Annotated in this window: 15 protein-coding genes; 8 read left to right on the top strand and 7 right to left on the bottom strand. The window is 64.9% G+C overall.

The window, feature by feature from the left end:
• Position 1: 1 nt before the first annotated feature.
• On the bottom strand, positions 2-526 hold the full coding sequence (locus EV665_RS00510) for a GNAT family N-acetyltransferase (RefSeq protein WP_064330792.1): 525 nt from the start codon (positions 524-526) through the stop codon (positions 2-4).
• 288 nt (positions 527-814) lie between these two features.
• Between EV665_RS00510 and EV665_RS00505 the strand changes: the two genes are divergently transcribed.
• Positions 815-1,801, top strand: coding sequence for a glutathione S-transferase family protein (locus tag EV665_RS00505; protein WP_133032704.1), 987 nt, complete (start codon positions 815-817; stop codon positions 1,799-1,801).
• Positions 1,802-1,803: 2 nt separating this feature from the next.
• Here the strand turns inward: EV665_RS00505 and EV665_RS00500 are convergent, their stop codons facing one another.
• Entirely contained in the window at positions 1,804-2,301 is a 498-nt protein-coding gene (locus EV665_RS00500) for an NUDIX domain-containing protein (protein ID WP_133032703.1), read from the bottom strand.
• A gap of 110 nt (positions 2,302-2,411) precedes the next feature.
• Between EV665_RS00500 and EV665_RS00495 the strand changes: the two genes are divergently transcribed.
• The 4 genes from EV665_RS00495 (at position 2,412) to EV665_RS00480 (ending at position 5,731) form a co-directional block, all read left to right on the top strand.
• Positions 2,412-3,314 (top strand): metallophosphoesterase family protein, encoded by a 903-nt coding sequence (locus EV665_RS00495; protein WP_133032702.1) that lies wholly within the window; start codon positions 2,412-2,414, stop codon positions 3,312-3,314.
• Between the two features lie 226 nt (positions 3,315-3,540).
• A complete protein-coding gene (locus tag EV665_RS00490; protein WP_380684660.1) occupies positions 3,541-4,158 on the top strand; it encodes a tetratricopeptide repeat protein in 618 nt (205 codons plus the stop codon).
• 197 nt (positions 4,159-4,355) lie between these two features.
• Positions 4,356-4,874, top strand: a complete 519-nt coding sequence (locus EV665_RS00485; protein ID WP_024270476.1) for an RNA polymerase sigma factor — start codon at positions 4,356-4,358, stop codon at positions 4,872-4,874.
• Complete coding sequence (locus EV665_RS00480) at positions 4,874-5,731, top strand: anti-sigma factor family protein (protein WP_064330797.1); 858 nt, start codon at positions 4,874-4,876, stop codon at positions 5,729-5,731. The genes EV665_RS00485 and EV665_RS00480 overlap by 1 nt, the downstream gene beginning before the upstream one ends.
• A gap of 94 nt (positions 5,732-5,825) precedes the next feature.
• On the opposite strand, the gene leuA is transcribed toward EV665_RS00480, so the two are convergent.
• Both leuA and EV665_RS00470 read right to left on the bottom strand, forming a co-directional pair.
• On the bottom strand, positions 5,826-7,535 hold the full coding sequence (gene leuA, locus EV665_RS00475) for a 2-isopropylmalate synthase (protein WP_064330798.1): 1,710 nt from the start codon (positions 7,533-7,535) through the stop codon (positions 5,826-5,828).
• A 451-nt stretch (positions 7,536-7,986) separates the two neighbouring features.
• Complete coding sequence (locus EV665_RS00470) at positions 7,987-8,565, bottom strand: ATP-dependent Clp protease proteolytic subunit (RefSeq protein ID WP_133032701.1); 579 nt, start codon at positions 8,563-8,565, stop codon at positions 7,987-7,989.
• A 265-nt stretch (positions 8,566-8,830) separates the two neighbouring features.
• Between EV665_RS00470 and EV665_RS00465 the strand changes: the two genes are divergently transcribed.
• Positions 8,831-9,409 carry a HupE/UreJ family protein gene (locus tag EV665_RS00465; RefSeq protein WP_133032700.1) on the top strand — a complete coding sequence of 193 codons (579 nt, stop codon included), beginning with the start codon at positions 8,831-8,833 and terminating at the stop codon, positions 9,407-9,409.
• 31 nt (positions 9,410-9,440) lie between these two features.
• Here the strand turns inward: EV665_RS00465 and queF are convergent, their stop codons facing one another.
• The 3 genes from queF to EV665_RS00450 form a co-directional block, all read right to left on the bottom strand.
• The gene (gene queF / locus EV665_RS00460) at positions 9,441-9,905 is read right to left on the bottom strand and encodes a preQ(1) synthase (protein ID WP_064330801.1); all 465 of its coding nucleotides are present in this window, start codon (positions 9,903-9,905) and stop codon (positions 9,441-9,443) included.
• On the bottom strand, positions 9,892-10,812 hold the full coding sequence (locus tag EV665_RS00455) for a cation diffusion facilitator family transporter (protein ID WP_380684665.1): 921 nt from the start codon (positions 10,810-10,812) through the stop codon (positions 9,892-9,894). The genes queF and EV665_RS00455 overlap by 14 nt, the downstream gene beginning before the upstream one ends.
• Before the next feature lie 131 nt (positions 10,813-10,943).
• Positions 10,944-13,133, bottom strand: coding sequence for an anthranilate synthase (locus tag EV665_RS00450; RefSeq protein WP_064330803.1), 2,190 nt, complete (start codon positions 13,131-13,133; stop codon positions 10,944-10,946).
• A 392-nt stretch (positions 13,134-13,525) separates the two neighbouring features.
• On the opposite strand from EV665_RS00450, the gene EV665_RS00445 reads away from it, so the two are divergent.
• Together EV665_RS00445 and EV665_RS00440 are read left to right on the top strand one after the other, a co-directional pair.
• On the top strand, positions 13,526-13,834 hold the full coding sequence (locus tag EV665_RS00445; RefSeq protein ID WP_064330804.1) for a hypothetical protein: 309 nt from the start codon (positions 13,526-13,528) through the stop codon (positions 13,832-13,834).
• A gap of 70 nt (positions 13,835-13,904) precedes the next feature.
• Complete coding sequence (locus tag EV665_RS00440) at positions 13,905-14,666, top strand: extensin-like domain-containing protein (RefSeq protein ID WP_133032698.1); 762 nt, start codon at positions 13,905-13,907, stop codon at positions 14,664-14,666.
• Positions 14,667-14,724 lie beyond the last annotated feature (58 nt).

The following is a 14,724-nucleotide window of genomic DNA, read 5'->3' as shown; positions in this document are numbered from 1 at the left end:
CTCAAACGCCGGAATTGGCCCCCTCGTCATTCCGCCACGCAATCACCCCCTTCAGCCGCTCATGCGTATCCGCCGCAAAGGGCATGACCAGCACGCGGGCGGGATCGACGGGGCCGGGGAAGGTCAGCGCGTTCCAGGCGACCTTCTCGAAGCCGAGCGGGCCGTAATAGGGCGGATCGCCGACGAGCACGACGGCTTCCGAGCCCTTGCGCTTTGCGGCGGCGCAGGCGATGCGCAGGAGTTCCCGACCGATGCCGCGGTTCTTGTGCGAGGGCCGCACGGCGAGCGGGCCGAGCAGATGCCCCTTCACGCCGCCCGCCAGGACCGGCGTCATGCGCACGGAGGCGATGGTCTCGCCGTCATCGGTGCAGATGAAGGACAGCGACAGGTCGTGCGGCCCCTGCTCGCGGATGCGCGCAGCCGCGCGGACATGCCGGCCGGGGCCGAAGGCTTCTTCGTTGATGTGTTCGATGGCCGCGTCGTGGGAGGCATCTTCCGTCAGGTAGACGAGGTCGTGCTTGAGCATGTTCATGGATCAGGGAACCGGAGACGAAACGAGGGATGCGGGTGATCGCGCCGCCGCCAGGGGGCGCAGCAGGAGCATCAGCGTCGTCGTGGGGTTCCGGTGTAGAACATGCGCGTTTCGTCTTCCCTGCCGGCGTGAGCGCCGGTGCTGGTCTGCGCGGATAGCAGAAATTTCGTGTCTGTCAAAGAGCAAAACGCACTGTTCATCAAAATGCACCTATCCACGCCCCGCCCATGCGCTCACTATGGCGGCACGTTTTGGCCGCAAGGGCGGCGGAAGGAGACCATCATGGGCATGCTCGTGGACGGCGTCTGGCAGGACGTCTGGTATGACACGAAATCGACGAAGGGCCATTTCAAGCGCGCCGCCTCGCAGTTCCGCAACTGGATCACGCCGGATGGCGCCCCTGGCCCGACCGGAGAAGGCGGTTTTGCGGCGGAGGCCGGGCGCTACCACCTCTATGTCTCCTATGCCTGCCCCTGGGCGCACCGCACGCTGATCTTCCGCAGGCTGAAGAAACTGGAGGACCTGATCACCGTCTCCGTCGTCGACCCGTTGATGCTGTCGAAGGGCTGGGAGTTCAAGGGAGAGAACGGCGGCACGCTCGATCCGCTGTTCGGCGCCGCCGCGCTCTATGAAATCTACCAGAAGGCCGATCCGCACTATTCCGGCCGCGTCACCGTGCCCGTGCTGTGGGACAAGAAGCAGAACCGCCTGGTCTCGAACGAATCGGCCGAGATCATCCGCATGTTCAATTCCGCCTTCGACGGCCTCACCGGCTCGCGCGACGACTATTATCCCGAACCGCTGCGCGCCGAGATCGACGCCCTCAACGAGGCGATCTACGACAGCGTCAACAACGGCGTCTACAAGGCCGGCTTCGCGACGACGCAGGAAGCCTACGAGGGCGCCGTGCAAAAGCTCTTCGAGATGCTGGACAGCCTCGACGACCGGCTTTCGACGAAGCGCTATCTCACCGGCGACCGGCTGACGGAGGCCGACTGGCGCCTCTTCACCACGCTGGTGCGCTTCGATCCGGTCTATGTCGGCCACTTCAAGTGCAATATCCGCCGCATCGCGGATTATCCGAACCTTTCGGGATATCTGCGCGACCTGTACCAGGTGCCGGGCGTCGCCGGCACCGTGAACATGCGCCACATCAAGGAGCATTATTACCGCAGCCACACGACGATCAACCCGACGGGCATCGTGCCGGTCGGCCCGGAGCTCGACCTGACCGTGCCGCATGGCCGGGATCGGCTCAAAGCGGCCTGAACCTACCAGACATCCGAAAACGGCGCCCGGCCGGCGAGTTCCTCCAGCCGCCGTCGGGTGGCGGCGGTCGTGGCGGCCGGCAGCGCATCGAGCGCGAAGAAGCCGGCCTCGACGATCTCCCGGTCCTTCAGGCGCGGCGCGGACTGGGTGACGCCTTCGCAGCGATAGAGCAGGACGTGATCGCGCTTGCTGGTCTGCCGGTTGAAATAGACGTGCACGAGCCGTGGCGGCGTACCGAAAACGAGGTTGCCCTCCTCCCGCATCTCCTTGGCAAGCGCCTCCAGCGCCGTCTCGCCGCGCTCGATGCCGCCGCCCGGCAGGTGCCAGCCGGGCACATAGCTGTGGCGCACCAGGAAGAGACGGCCGGCTTCGTCGAAACAGGCGGCGCGCACGCCCATCGTCATGCCGCGGGAAAGCGCGAAATAGCCGTGCAGCACGCGCGTCGCGAGCCGCGTGAGGCGGCGGCGGGGCGGCTGGGCGGCGGGCTTGTCCTGGTCCATGGCGGCACTTGGCCGGAAGCTTTTGGCCAAATCAAGTCTCACCGCGTCAAAGGCCAGGGAATATCCACGCCTTGCGTTTCCCTTCCGCATCTTATGCTCTAAGGAAGGATATGTTCAGACTTGCCCATATATCGGACGTCCATCTCGGCCCGCTCCCCGCCCTCACCTTCCTGGAGCTTTTTTCCAAGCGCATCACCGGCTTCGTCAACTGGCACCGCAACCGCCGCCGACACCTCTTCGCCAACACGCTGGACATCGTGCTCGACGATATCGAGCGGCGCGACCCCGATCATCTGGCGATCACCGGCGACCTCGTGAACCTTGCCTCCTCGCTGGAAATCACCGCCGTCAAAAACTGGCTGGCGGAGGCGGGCGTGCCGGAAAACGTCTCGGTCGTGCCGGGTAACCACGACGCCTACGTGCCGGGCGCCTACGAAAAATCGACCAGGGCCTGGTATCCCTACATGCGCGGCGACAGCGGGCCGACCGAGTGGAACGAGGATTTCCACGTCTTTCCCTATATGCGCATTCGCGGCCAGGTGGCGATCATCGGCTGCTCGACGGCGGTCGCCACGCCGCCCTTCGCCGCCTCGGGCTATTTCGGCAGCCGCCAGGCGCGCGAGACCGTCAACCTCCTGCGCGCGGCCGAGGATGCCGGCCTCTTCCGCATCGTGCTGATCCATCATCCGCCGATCCGCGGCGCGACCTCGTTCCATAAGCGCATGATCGGCATCCGCCGCTTCGCCGCGACCGTCTCGACCGGCGGAGCCGATCTCGTGCTGCACGGCCACACCCACCTCAACACCGTGCATTGGCTTCCAGGGCAGATGAAGCAGATCCCGGTCGTCGGCATCGCTTCCGCCTCGCAGGGCCCGGGCGGCCACAAGCCGCCGGCCGGCTACAACCTGTTCTCCATTTCCGGCGCTCCGGGGAACTGGAACGTCATGCGCGAGCGCTACGCACTGACGACGGACGGCCTTGCGCTGGTGCTGGCGGAAACCACGCGTTTCTAAGGGCGCGTCGCGATCCTCCAGGTCGCGCCTTGCGCTTCGAATGCCAGGTGTCGTCCTCGAAACCGCTGCACATTTTCGCGCGGCATGCCGGCGCTCCCGTGCGAATAAAACCCGTCCCTCAGCCGTACCATCTCTTCAGAGCGATCCGCCCTGGAGAGGCACCAAAAAGGGCCGGGCCGCTCCCGGACGGCCAGTGCCCGACAGGCGAACGATCGAGAGGGAACCCATGACCATGCTCCGCCACACCATGCTGCTATCATTCTGCGCCGCCGTTTCGCTGACGGCGCTGTCGGCCGCGCGCGCCGCCGATTCCGACACCACGACGCCGCCGGTCGCGACCGAAACAACGACGACCTGCACCGACGGCAAGATCTGGGACGAGGACAAGAAGGAATGCTTCGCGCCGGAAGATCTGAAGCCGGCCGAAGGCACGCCCGCCGGGGACGAGGCGACGGAGGAAGAGCAGAAGAAGACCGAGCGCACCATCGACGACAAGCTCTACGAGGCAGCCCGCGAATTCGCCTATGCCGGCCAGCACGAGAACGCGCTGCGGGCGCTGCGCGCGGCCTATGACCAGGAGGATCCGCGCATCCTCAACTATATGGGCTACAACACCCGCAAGCTCGGCGACATGGCGCTGGGCATGAGCTACTACAGGCGGGCGCTGCAGAAGGACGAGAACTATATCCTCGCCCGCTCCTATATGGGCCAGGCGCTGATCGAGCAGGGCGACGTCGAGGGCGCCCGCGTCCAGCTCGTCGAAATCCGCGATCGCGGCGGCGAGGACACCTGGGCCTATCGTGCGCTGCTCCAGTCGCTCGGCGGCGAGCGCACCACTTACTGACATAGCGCCGGCGGCGCCGTCCGGAAACGGCACGGCGCCGGCCGCCACAAAGATCAATCGTTGAGGGAACGCGGGAAACTGCGCTCCGGGTTGCCGTTCATGCTTGCAGACCTTAGGAAGAATGTTTCATATCAGACGCTCGTCGCCCGCCCGGCAGCGAATAGAGTTTTGATCCCGAACGTTTCCTTGGAAAAGCAATGCGTCCGACGGCAGAATCGAATGAGTTCCGGCGAGAATTGGTCAATTTGTTGCCGAAGTTGCGCCGTTTTGCGATGACGCTGACGCGCAATGGCAGCGATGCCGACGACCTCGTGCAGGAGGCCTGCGAGAGAGCCATCACGCGGAGCCATCTATGGAACGGGGAAGGCCGGCTGGAAAGCTGGGTTTATGCCATGACGCGCAATCTCTGGGTGGACGAGATCCGCAAGCGAAAGGTCCGCACAGGGTCCGGCACGGTAGATGTTGCCGAGCAGGATAGCCTGCATATCGAAGCGTCGGCCGACAAGGCGGTCTATGCCAAGCAGTTGCACAAGTTGATCATGACCATGCCGGAAGGTCTCTCGAGTGTCTTTCTCCTCGTCAATGTCGAAGGTCACAGCTATCGGGAGGCGGCGGATATTCTGGGCATACCGATCGGGACCGTGATGAGCCGGCTTTCGGCGGCCCGCATCCGGCTTGCGGCCATGATCTCGGAACAGATGGAAAGGAGGGCCTGATGGTGGAGAGCACACAGGGTCTTCCGCTCGAAGTACGCTTGTCGGCCTATCTCGATGGCCAGCTGCCGGAAGCGGAAATGCACGAGATCAACGCGATCCTCGCCGAGGACGACGATGCGCGCATGGTCTTCGAGAAGCTGAAGCTCGGCAGCGAATTCGGCGCCCGCGCCTTCGAAAAACTGTTGCAGGAGCCCATTCCGCTCGATCTGGTGCGCAACATCAAGGAAGCCGGCAAGAAGGACGACGAACCGCCGAAAGCGGACTTTGCCGCCATTCCGGTTTCCGCTGCCGCGCCGCGCCGCCCCTCTGCCTTATGGCCGAAGGCGCTCGCCGCGTCCCTCGTGCTGTTCCTTGCCGGCGGCGCCGCCGGCTATCTCGTCGGCGAGCGTCAGGACGGCGCGTCCCAGCTCGCCTCCACCCGGTTCGCCCCGGCCCGCACCTGGCTCGACGATATTGCCGACTATCATCGCATCTATGCCCGCCAGACGCGCCATCTCGTGGAAGTGCCGGCGAGCGACAAGGAGCATATCGTCGAATGGCTCTCGGCCAGCACCGGCGTGCCCTTCAAGCTGCCCGACCTTTCCGACCAGAACCTGACCTTCGAGGGCGCGCGCCTGCTGGTCGCCGGCGGCAAGCCGGCCGCCCAGCTCCTCTATCGCAATGCCCAGAACGAGGTCTTCGCCATCTGTTTCGTCCAGAGCGATCCGATCGAAACCGTTACGGCCCTGTCCGAAAGCATGCGCAACGATATCGGCCTCGTCTCCTGGCAGAAGGGCAGCGCGTCCTATGTCGTGGTCGGCCCCTCGGCCGATCCATCGCTGGAACGCATCGCCGAGACGGTGTCCTCGACGATCTGAGCCTCCGTGCAACGCGTCCCGTCGCGGATTTCGGACAGCAAAAAGCCCGGCAGCATCGCTGCCGGGCTTTTATAATATTCAGCATCCTCGCCGCTCAGCCGCGGACGGCGAGCACGCGGTTGGCGGCCGAGACGATGGCTTCGAGCGAGGCCGTCACGATGTTCGTGTTGATGCCGACGCCGAACAGTTTTCCGCCCGGATGCTCGACTTCCACATAGGCGATGGCCGCCGCGTTGGAGCCGTGCTGGAGCGAGTGCTCGGAATAGTCCGCCACCGACATGGGGATGCCGAGATAGATCGACAGCGCATTGATGAAGCCGTCGATCGGGCCGGTGCCCTTGCCTTCGATACGCTTCGTCTCGCCGCCATCGGTGATCTCCGCGGCAACGATGCGCGTGCCCTTCTGGCCGGCATCGTCGGGATAGGTGTGGTGGTCGACGAAGCGCAGGCGCGTGCCGGGCTGCGTGACGTAGCGCTGCATGAAGCTTTCATGGATGCGCTTCGACGGCAGTTCCACGCCCTCTTCGTCGGTGATGCGCTGGATCTCCTCGCGGAACTCCACCTGGAGGCTCCGCGGCAGGTTGATGCCGTAGTCTTCCTGCAGGATATAGGCGATGCCGCCCTTGCCGGACTGCGAGTTGATGCGGATGATCGCCTCGTAGGAGCGGCCGACGTCCTGCGGGTCGATCGGCAGGTATGGCACCTCCCAGATCGGCTTGTTGGCCTTCTTGATGGCCTTCATGCCCTTGTTGATGGCGTCCTGGTGCGAGCCGGAGAAGGCGGTGTAGACCAGTTCGCCGACATAGGGATGGCGCTCCGGAATGGTCATCTCGTTGGAATATTCGTAGACGGCCTTGATGCGCTCGATATCGGAGCAGTCGAGCTTGGGATCGATGCCCTGCGTGTACATGTTGAGCGCCAGCGTGACGACGTCGACATTGCCCGTGCGCTCGCCATTGCCGAACAGCGTGCCTTCGACGCGGTCCGCGCCGGCCATCAGCGCCAGTTCCGTCGCGGCGATGCCGGTGCCGCGGTCGTTGTGCGGGTGCAGCGAGATGAGGACGTTCTCGCGGTTGTCGATGTTGCGGCACATCCATTCGATCTGGTCGGCATAGATGTTCGGCGTCGCCATCTCGACGGTGGACGGCAGGTTGAGGATCAGCTTGTTGTCCGCCGTCGGCCTGACGATCTCGACGACCGCGTTGCAGATCTCCAGCGCCACTTCCAGCTCGGTGCCGGTGAAGCTCTCCGGCGAATATTCGAAGCGATAGCCGCCGCCGGCCTTGGCGGCCATGTCGGTGATCATCTTGGCGGCATCGGTGGCGATCTGCTTGATGCCGGCGACGTCCTTGCCGAACACCACGCGGCGCTGCAATTCGCTGGTGGAGTTATAGAAGTGGATGATCGGCTTGTGCGCGCCTTCCAGGGCTTCGAAGGTGCGGGTGATCAGCTCCGGCCGGCACTGCACCAGCACCTGCAGGGACACATCCTGCGGCACATTGCCCTCCTCGACGCACCAGCGGGCGAAGTCGAAATCGGTCTGCGAGGCGGAGGGGAAACCGATCTCGATTTCCTTGAAGCCCATGTCGAGCAGCAGCTGGAACATGCGGGCCTTGCGGTCGTGGCCCATCGGGTTGATCAGCGACTGGTTGCCGTCGCGCAGGTCCACCGAACACCAGATCGGCGCCTCAGTGATGGTCTTGCTGGGCCAGGTCCGGTCCGCAATGTTGATCGTCGGATAGGCCTGGTACTTGACGGGCGCCTCGGGCATGCCCTGCTTGGGGGAATGGGTCTTCAAAATCATCGTCTTCGTCTCTTCGTCGTCCCGGCATTCGCGAAAGCGTCATAGCGCCTAACGAGGGCGAATGCACCGGAATTCATGCATGGGGTGAAGCGAGGAGCTATTGCCGGACGGGCTTTTCGGCCGCCGGGCGCTCCTCAGCGAACCCGGCAACCGCGCGTAAGGCCGAGAAGAAGAAGCGAGGAGAAGCCGCGCGAACGCTCGCGAACAGCAGCGCTGCCGCGGGAAACTCGTTCGATGATCTGTGCGCTGGTCTTCAACATGAGGCGTCTATAACGGCGGGAGGACGAAAGCGCAAGCGGGGGGCGGGATTTTTGCCCAAGTGGCCCCTCACCTGCCTGCCGGCATCCTCTCCCCGCAAGCGGGGAGAGGAACGATGGGCGCGCCGCTCTCCTCCTTCTCCCCGCTTGGCTAGGGAGAAGGTCCCGGCAGGGGGATGAGGGGCAAAGGCGGATCAGATTTCGCCCTGCGAGGTCACGATGCGCGAGACGAGGCCGTAGCCCTTGGCCTCTTCGGCCGAGAGCCAGTAGTCGCGGTCCGTGTCCCTGGCGATCTTCTCGATCGGCTGACCGGTGGCGTCGGCGAAGATCTTGTTCAGGCGCTCGTTCATCTTGATGATCTCGCGGGCTTGGATCTCGATGTCCGACGCCATGCCGCGGGTGCCGCCCGACGGTTGGTGCAGGAGGAAGCGGGTGTTCGGCAGGCAGAGGCGCTGTTCCTTCGGCGCGGCGACATAGATCAGCGCACCGGCGGAGGCGACCCAGCCCGTGCCGATCATCCACACCTTCGGCTTGATGAACTTGATCATGTCATGGATCGAATCGCCCGATTCGACATGGCCGCCCGGCGAATTCACGTAGATGCGGATGTCCTCGTCGCTGGCGGCGGCGAGCGCCACGAGCTGCGAGCAGACCTTCTGCGCCAGTTCCTGGTTGATCGGCCCATAGATGAAGATCGAACGCGACTTGAAAAGGTTCGCCTCCGTTTCCTTGCCCAGGGGCAGTTCCGTCTTCTTGTCGTCTTCGTCGCTCATCCAAAGTCTCCGGATTGCTCGTCAATAGTCCTGTCGCTGTCAGATAATGCGACTCACCGGCCAAGACAATGCAACAAAACCGATAGGCGGCGATAGAGCCTCGCCGCGCCACCGGAAAACAGGGTAAATGCGCCGGGCCCGATGCGGCCCCGACGGGTCGCCTGCGCACTTTGCGTATGGACTTGGCGCCGGCATCGCCCCTACGATGCCGTCCTTACCGATCAAAGGCGCCGGCCGTCCCCAGGCCGGCGGAACAGGGGACACCATGATCAGACGCATTCCGCTGGCGCTGGCCGCGCTCGCCGTCACGGCCGCACCGGCCTTCGCCCACCTCAACCCGGAAGAACACGGCTCCTTCATGGCCGGGGTCTCGCATCCGCTCTTCGGCCTCGACCATATCCTCGTCATGGTCGCCGTCGGTCTCTGGGCGGCGCAGATCGGCGGCAAGGCGCTCTGGGGCGTGCCGGCCGCCTTCGTCGCCACGATGGCGATCGGCTTCGGCCTTGCGCTTGCGGGGGTCGACCTGCCCTTCGTCGAGCCGGCGATCCTCGCCTCGGTCGTCGCCCTCGGCCTGCTCGTGGCGATGGCGGTGAAACTCGACACGACGGCCTCGGCCGCGATCGTCGCCATCTTCGCGCTCTTCCACGGCCATGCCCATGGCGGCGAACTCGGCAGCGCCGGCGCCCTCGAATTCGGCATCGGCTTCGTCGTCGCGACGGCGCTGCTGCACGTTGCCGGCATCGGGCTCGGCCTTAGCATCGCGCGCCTTTCGGGCGGCGCCATCGCGGCCCGCCTCCTCGGGGCCATCACGGCGCTCGCCGGCCTCGTGCTCGCCTTCGGCTGATGCCTTGCGGCGGCGGGAAAACCCGCCGCCTTCACCCGCGTCCGCGATAGGGCTGCACGCCCTGGTCCGGGATCCACACGCCCTTCGGCGCATCGCCTGTCTGCCAGAACACATCGATCGGAATGCCGCCGCGCGGATACCAGTAGGCGCCGATGCGCAGCCATTTCGGCTCCAGCAGCCCGACGAGGCGCTTGGCGATGTCGATGGTGCAATCCTCGTGGAAGGCGCCGTGGTTGCGGAAGGAATGCAGGTAGAGCTTCAGCGATTTCGATTCGACCAGCCAGCCGTCCGGGATGTAGTCGATGACGATATGCGCGAAATCCGGCTGGCCGGTCATCGGGCAGAGCGAGGTGAATTCCGGCGCCGTGAAACGCACGACGAAATCCGTGCCTGCGTGATTGCTCGGCACCTTTTCCAGAACGGCGGTCTCCGGGCCTGCCGGCAGGTCGACCGCCTGGCCGAGCTGCGATAGTCCCGATACGTCAGTCTTGCTCATTGTGAACCTCTTCGATCTTCACCCTGATTCCATGGGCCTTTTCCGTCTCCGGCTCGACATGGATGGCAATCTGCGCGCCGGGCTGCACGGAGCGGATGGCATCTTCCAGCCGGTCGCAGATGTCATGCGCCTCGCCGACAGGCATCCGCGCCGGCACGACGAGATGGAAGTCGACGAATGTCGCGGCCCCTGCCCTGCGCGTCTTCAGGTCGTGCACGCCGAGGGAGCCCGTGCCGCCGGCGGCGATCGCCGCCTGGATGGCCTCCGCCTCCTCCGGCTCCACCGCATGGTCCATCAGGCCGTCGACCGAATGGGCGATGACCTTCCAGCCCTGATAAAGGATGTTGAGCGCGACGAGCACCGCAAGCAGCGGATCGAGCACCGCATAACCGGTGGCGATGGCGAGAACGAGGCCGACGAGCACGCCGACCGAGGTCACGACGTCCGACAGGATATGCTGCCCATCCGCCGAAAGCGCCGGCGAACGATAGCGTTTTCCCGCCCGGATAAGCGTATAGGCCCAGGCCGCGTTGATGACGCCCGCAAGGAAGTTGATGGCAAGACCCAGCGCCGGCGCCTCCATGGGCGCGGGCGCCAGCACCGCCGGCAGCGCCTCGGCGACGATGAGCAGCGCCGCCACGACGATCAGCACGCCCTCCAGGACCGCCGACAGGTACTCCGCCTTGTGGTGGCCGAAAGGATGCGTCTTGTCCGCGGGCTTGGCCGCATAGGTGATCGCCGCGAAGGCGACGATGGCGGCGACCACGTTGACGCTCGATTCCAGCCCGTCCGACAGCAGCGCCACGGACCCCGTCACCCACCAGGCGACCAGCTTCAGCCCCATCACGAAAAACGCCAGCGGGATGCCCCAGAGCGCCAGCCGCTTGACCCTGTCGGAATTTTCCATGCCACTCTCCATGCGCATGCAACCGAGTTGCAAAAAGCCTGGCCCATCAACGCAAAACCGCGCGCACGGGGACGTGCACGCGGTTTTCTCTTGGGGTCGATATCGGCCAGTTCGGCCGTTTTGTCAAAGCCTCAGGCGGCTTTTACCTTCGCTTTTTTCGAAAGATGCGCCACCACGTTCTCGATCATTCGCATGCCGGCATCCTGGCCGAGCGTCATGATCGATTCGGGGTGGAACTGCACGGCCGCGACCGGCTCGCTGGCATGCTCGATGCCCATGATCGTGCCGTCCTCGCTCTCCGCCGTGATGATGAAATCGCGCGGCAGCGTGGCGGGGTCGGCGAAGATCGAATGGTAGCGGCCGACCGTCACCTCGCGGCCGAGGCCGGAAAAGACGATGCCCGGCTCCAGCACGCGGATGCGCGAGGGCTTGCCGTGCATGGGGATGGCGAGCTGGCGCAGCTCCCCGCCATAGGCCTCGGCGAGCGCCTGCAGGCCGAGGCAGACGCCGAAGATCGGCAGGTTGCGCGCCCGCGCCTTCTTGATCGTCGCCTTGCAGTCGAAATCCTTCGGATTGCCCGGGCCGGGCGAGAGCACGACGAGATCCGGCTTGATGCGGTCGAACACCTCTTCGGGAACCGGCGTGCGCACGGTGGTGACCGTCGCGCCCGTCTGGCGGAAGTAGTTGGCGAGCGTGTGGACGAAGCTGTCCTCGTGGTCGACGAGCAGGATGTTCACCCCGGCGCCCACGGCGGCGACGTCGCGCTGGACCTTGGCGGAATTGCCGGACTTGGCGTCGCGGATGGCTGCGATCATGGCGGAGGCCTTCAGTTCGGTTTCGGCTTCTTCTTCCTGCGGGTTGGAATCGTAGAGCAGCGTCGCCCCGGCGCGCACCTCAGCAATGCCGTCCTTGATGCGGATGGTGCGCAGCGTGAGGCCCGTATTCATGTCGCCGTTGAAGCCGACCATGCCGATCGCCCCACCATACCATGCGCGCGGGCTCTTCTCATGCGCCTCGATGAAGCGCATCGCCCAGAGTTTCGGCGCGCCGGTGACGGTGACGGCCCAGGCATGCGAGAGGAAGCCGTCGAAGGCGTCCATGTCGTCGCGCAGGCGCCCCTCGATATGGTCGACCGTGTGGATGAGGCGCGAATACATCTCGATCTGCCGGCGGCCGATGACCTTGACCGACCCCGGCTCGCAGACGCGGCTCTTGTCGTTGCGGTCGACATCCGAGCACATGGTGAGTTCGGATTCGTCCTTCTTGGAGTTGAGCAGCTTCAGGATCTGTTCCGAATCGGCGATCGGGTCGTCGCCGCGCTTGATCGTACCGGAGATCGGGCAGGTCTCGATGCGCCGGCCGGAGACGCGCACGAACATTTCCGGCGAGGCGCCGACGAGATATTCCTGGTTGCCGAGATTGATGAAGAAGGAATAGGGCGACGGGTTGATCGCCTTGAGGCGGTGGGAGATTTCCGACGGCTTGCTCTCGCAGCGCTCGAAGAACTTCTGGCCGGGCACCACCTCGAAGAGGTCGCCGCGGCGAAAACTCTCCTTGGCCTTGACCACCAGCTCGGCATATTCGCCGGGACGATGGTCGCCATGCGGCGGGATCACGTCGACGGTCTGGAACGGCTCGGGCGCGATCGCCTCGCCCTTGCCTTCCGTCGAAAGCCCCCCCTTGGCGAAGTCGTAGCGGTCGATCCAGGCCTTGGCGGCGTAGTGGTCCACGACAAGGATCTCGTCCGGCAGGAACAGCACCATGTCGCGCTGGTCGTCCGGCCGCTTCAGCTTCAGGTCGATCGCATCGAACTGGAAGGCGAGGTCGTAGCCGAAGGCGCCGTAGAGGCCGAGGCTGGCATCCTCCGCGGAATGGAAGAGGTCGGTGACGGCGCGCAGCACCGTGAAGACCGTCGGCATCTTGGAGCGCTCTTCCTCGGTGAAGACCCGATCGGGAAGCTTCACCTCGAGATCGAGGCGGCTTTCCGTGCGGGCGCCGAGCGCCAGTTCCGGCACCTCCGCCAGACGGTCGGCGATGAGGGAGAGCAGCACCGCGCCGCGGCCGTTGTAGGCCTCGATCCAGACGGCGCGGCCGAAGGAGGATATGCCGAGCGGCGGATCGACGACGGCGGTGTCCCAGCGGGTATAGCGGCCGGGATATTCGTAGTTCGACGAGAAGACCGCGCCGCGCCGTTCGTCCAGCTTGTCGACATAGGCGGAAATCGCATGGGCATAATCTGCGGCGCGGCGGCGGCGCGTGACGGTCACCCCGCCCTTCGTCTCGTAGGCTTCGGCGCCGTCTTCCAGAATTTTCGTGGCCATTCCCCAACTCCGTTTCAGGCCCGGTCCCGTGACGACGGCCCAAAAGAAAAAGCCGCCTCGAAGGTTCCGGGCGGCTTGTCGTCTCAATCACGCATGACTGGTCAAGGCCGCCTCAGCGAGCCCACCACCAGCCAGCGATGATGATCATCTTTTCCATGAGCGGAGTGTTAGCGTGAAGTGCGGGCGCGCGCAAGGCCGTTTGCAGCCCGCGCAACACGGCTTTCGGGATGTTGCGCGCCCGCATCACCCGCCATTGCACTTGCTGCGCCCGGAGCCGGAACCGTGAAACAATCCGTCAATATGGCGAAAATTCGCCATGCCCGGAAGTTTGCCGCTTCCGTGAGCATATGCTAATTGCGCACGGCAAAACATCGACATCAAGGCAAGAATCCATGGTCTCCATCATGGTGGAACAGTTCCGCAAGATGCAGATCCTGCTCGCGGAAACGATCGCAGATTACGAAACGCCGGAGTTCAAGAAGCTGGACGGCAGGATCGCCCGTGCCTTCGACACCCTCTATCGGCACGAACCGTGCGACGCCGACGAGGCCCGCACCCTGATCGGCCTCTTCCTCGACATCATCGAAGACAATGACGGTGGCGACAGTGTCCACCTCATCCAGCGCGTGCGCGCGATCGTGGACGACTTCATCGGCCAGTGCCGCCCGGCGATGGAAATCACCCACGGCGCGGGCATCTGACCGCACCACCGGCAACCAAATCCGTTTTCCGGCGTTTCCCCGCTGATCGTGTCAGCCGGGAGACGAAACCATCGTCACGCTCCATCGACCAGCCCTTCTTGCCGCCCTCCTCGTTCTGGCCGGCGCCGCCGACCTGCCGAAGGAAGGCCCCCTGCCGGTTGCAAGACCGGAACGGAAGACCGAGGGGGAGGCCGGAAAGGCGCCGGCCGAAACCACCGAAGCCGAACGCAAGGCAAAGGACGACGCGGAGAAGGCCAGGGAGCGACCGCAGGAGGACGACAAGCAGGATGCCGCCTGCCGGACGGCGCTGAAGGCCATCGGCGCCCGTTTCGAAGAGGCGCCCGCCGTCAACGACGGCAAGGCCTGCGGCATAGACAGGCCCGTCCTGCTCGACAGCCTGCCGGGCGACATCAAGGTCGAACCCGCCGCGACCATCCGCTGCGAGACCGCACTGCAGCTTGCCCGCTGGATGGAGGGATCGGTGAAACCCTCGCTTGAGGCCGCCATGCCCGGCGAGACCATCACGGTGCTCTCCCAGGCCTCGGCCTATATATGCCGCAACCGCAACGGCGCCGAGGAAGGCAGGATCTCAGAGCATGCCTTCGGCAATGCCGTCGACATTGCCGGCTTTGCGCTGAAAAGCGGCAAGACCGTCACGATCCGCCCAGCCGACAAGGAACCGACCCTCAACGGCGCGTTCCAGCGCGCGATCACGGAGGCCGCCTGCCTCTACTTCACCACGGTGCTCGACCCCGGCAGCGACGCGGCGCACCAGAACCACCTGCATCTCGACGTGAAGGCGCGGCGTGGCGGATACCGCTATTGCTGGTAGGCAGATTATATTTCGCCCTGCTCCTGAAAAGACCGGCGGCAGCCCCCTATGTCAGGCA

This window comes from Shinella granuli (genome assembly GCF_004341885.1).
GTDB lineage: Bacteria > Pseudomonadota > Alphaproteobacteria > Rhizobiales > Rhizobiaceae > Shinella > Shinella granuli.
Note: the sequence above shows the minus strand (reverse complement) of the source record. Positions and strands in the feature narration are given on the sequence as shown.

Coding starts and splice junctions, on each gene's coding strand:
- EV665_RS00510 (WP_064330792.1), bottom strand. CDS start 526: ATGCTCAAGCACGACCTCGTCTACCTGACGGAAGATGCCTCCCACGAC.
- EV665_RS00505 (WP_133032704.1), top strand. CDS start 815: ATGGGCATGCTCGTGGACGGCGTCTGGCAGGACGTCTGGTATGACACG.
- EV665_RS00500 (WP_133032703.1), bottom strand. CDS start 2,301: ATGGACCAGGACAAGCCCGCCGCCCAGCCGCCCCGCCGCCGCCTCACG.
- EV665_RS00495 (WP_133032702.1), top strand. CDS start 2,412: ATGTTCAGACTTGCCCATATATCGGACGTCCATCTCGGCCCGCTCCCC.
- EV665_RS00490 (WP_380684660.1), top strand. CDS start 3,541: ATGACCATGCTCCGCCACACCATGCTGCTATCATTCTGCGCCGCCGTT.
- EV665_RS00485 (WP_024270476.1), top strand. CDS start 4,356: ATGCGTCCGACGGCAGAATCGAATGAGTTCCGGCGAGAATTGGTCAAT.
- EV665_RS00480 (WP_064330797.1), top strand. CDS start 4,874: ATGGTGGAGAGCACACAGGGTCTTCCGCTCGAAGTACGCTTGTCGGCC.
- leuA (WP_064330798.1), bottom strand. CDS start 7,535: ATGATTTTGAAGACCCATTCCCCCAAGCAGGGCATGCCCGAGGCGCCC.
- EV665_RS00470 (WP_133032701.1), bottom strand. CDS start 8,565: ATGAGCGACGAAGACGACAAGAAGACGGAACTGCCCCTGGGCAAGGAA.
- EV665_RS00465 (WP_133032700.1), top strand. CDS start 8,831: ATGATCAGACGCATTCCGCTGGCGCTGGCCGCGCTCGCCGTCACGGCC.
- queF (WP_064330801.1), bottom strand. CDS start 9,905: ATGAGCAAGACTGACGTATCGGGACTATCGCAGCTCGGCCAGGCGGTC.
- EV665_RS00455 (WP_380684665.1), bottom strand. CDS start 10,812: ATGGAAAATTCCGACAGGGTCAAGCGGCTGGCGCTCTGGGGCATCCCG.
- EV665_RS00450 (WP_064330803.1), bottom strand. CDS start 13,133: ATGGCCACGAAAATTCTGGAAGACGGCGCCGAAGCCTACGAGACGAAG.
- EV665_RS00445 (WP_064330804.1), top strand. CDS start 13,526: ATGGTCTCCATCATGGTGGAACAGTTCCGCAAGATGCAGATCCTGCTC.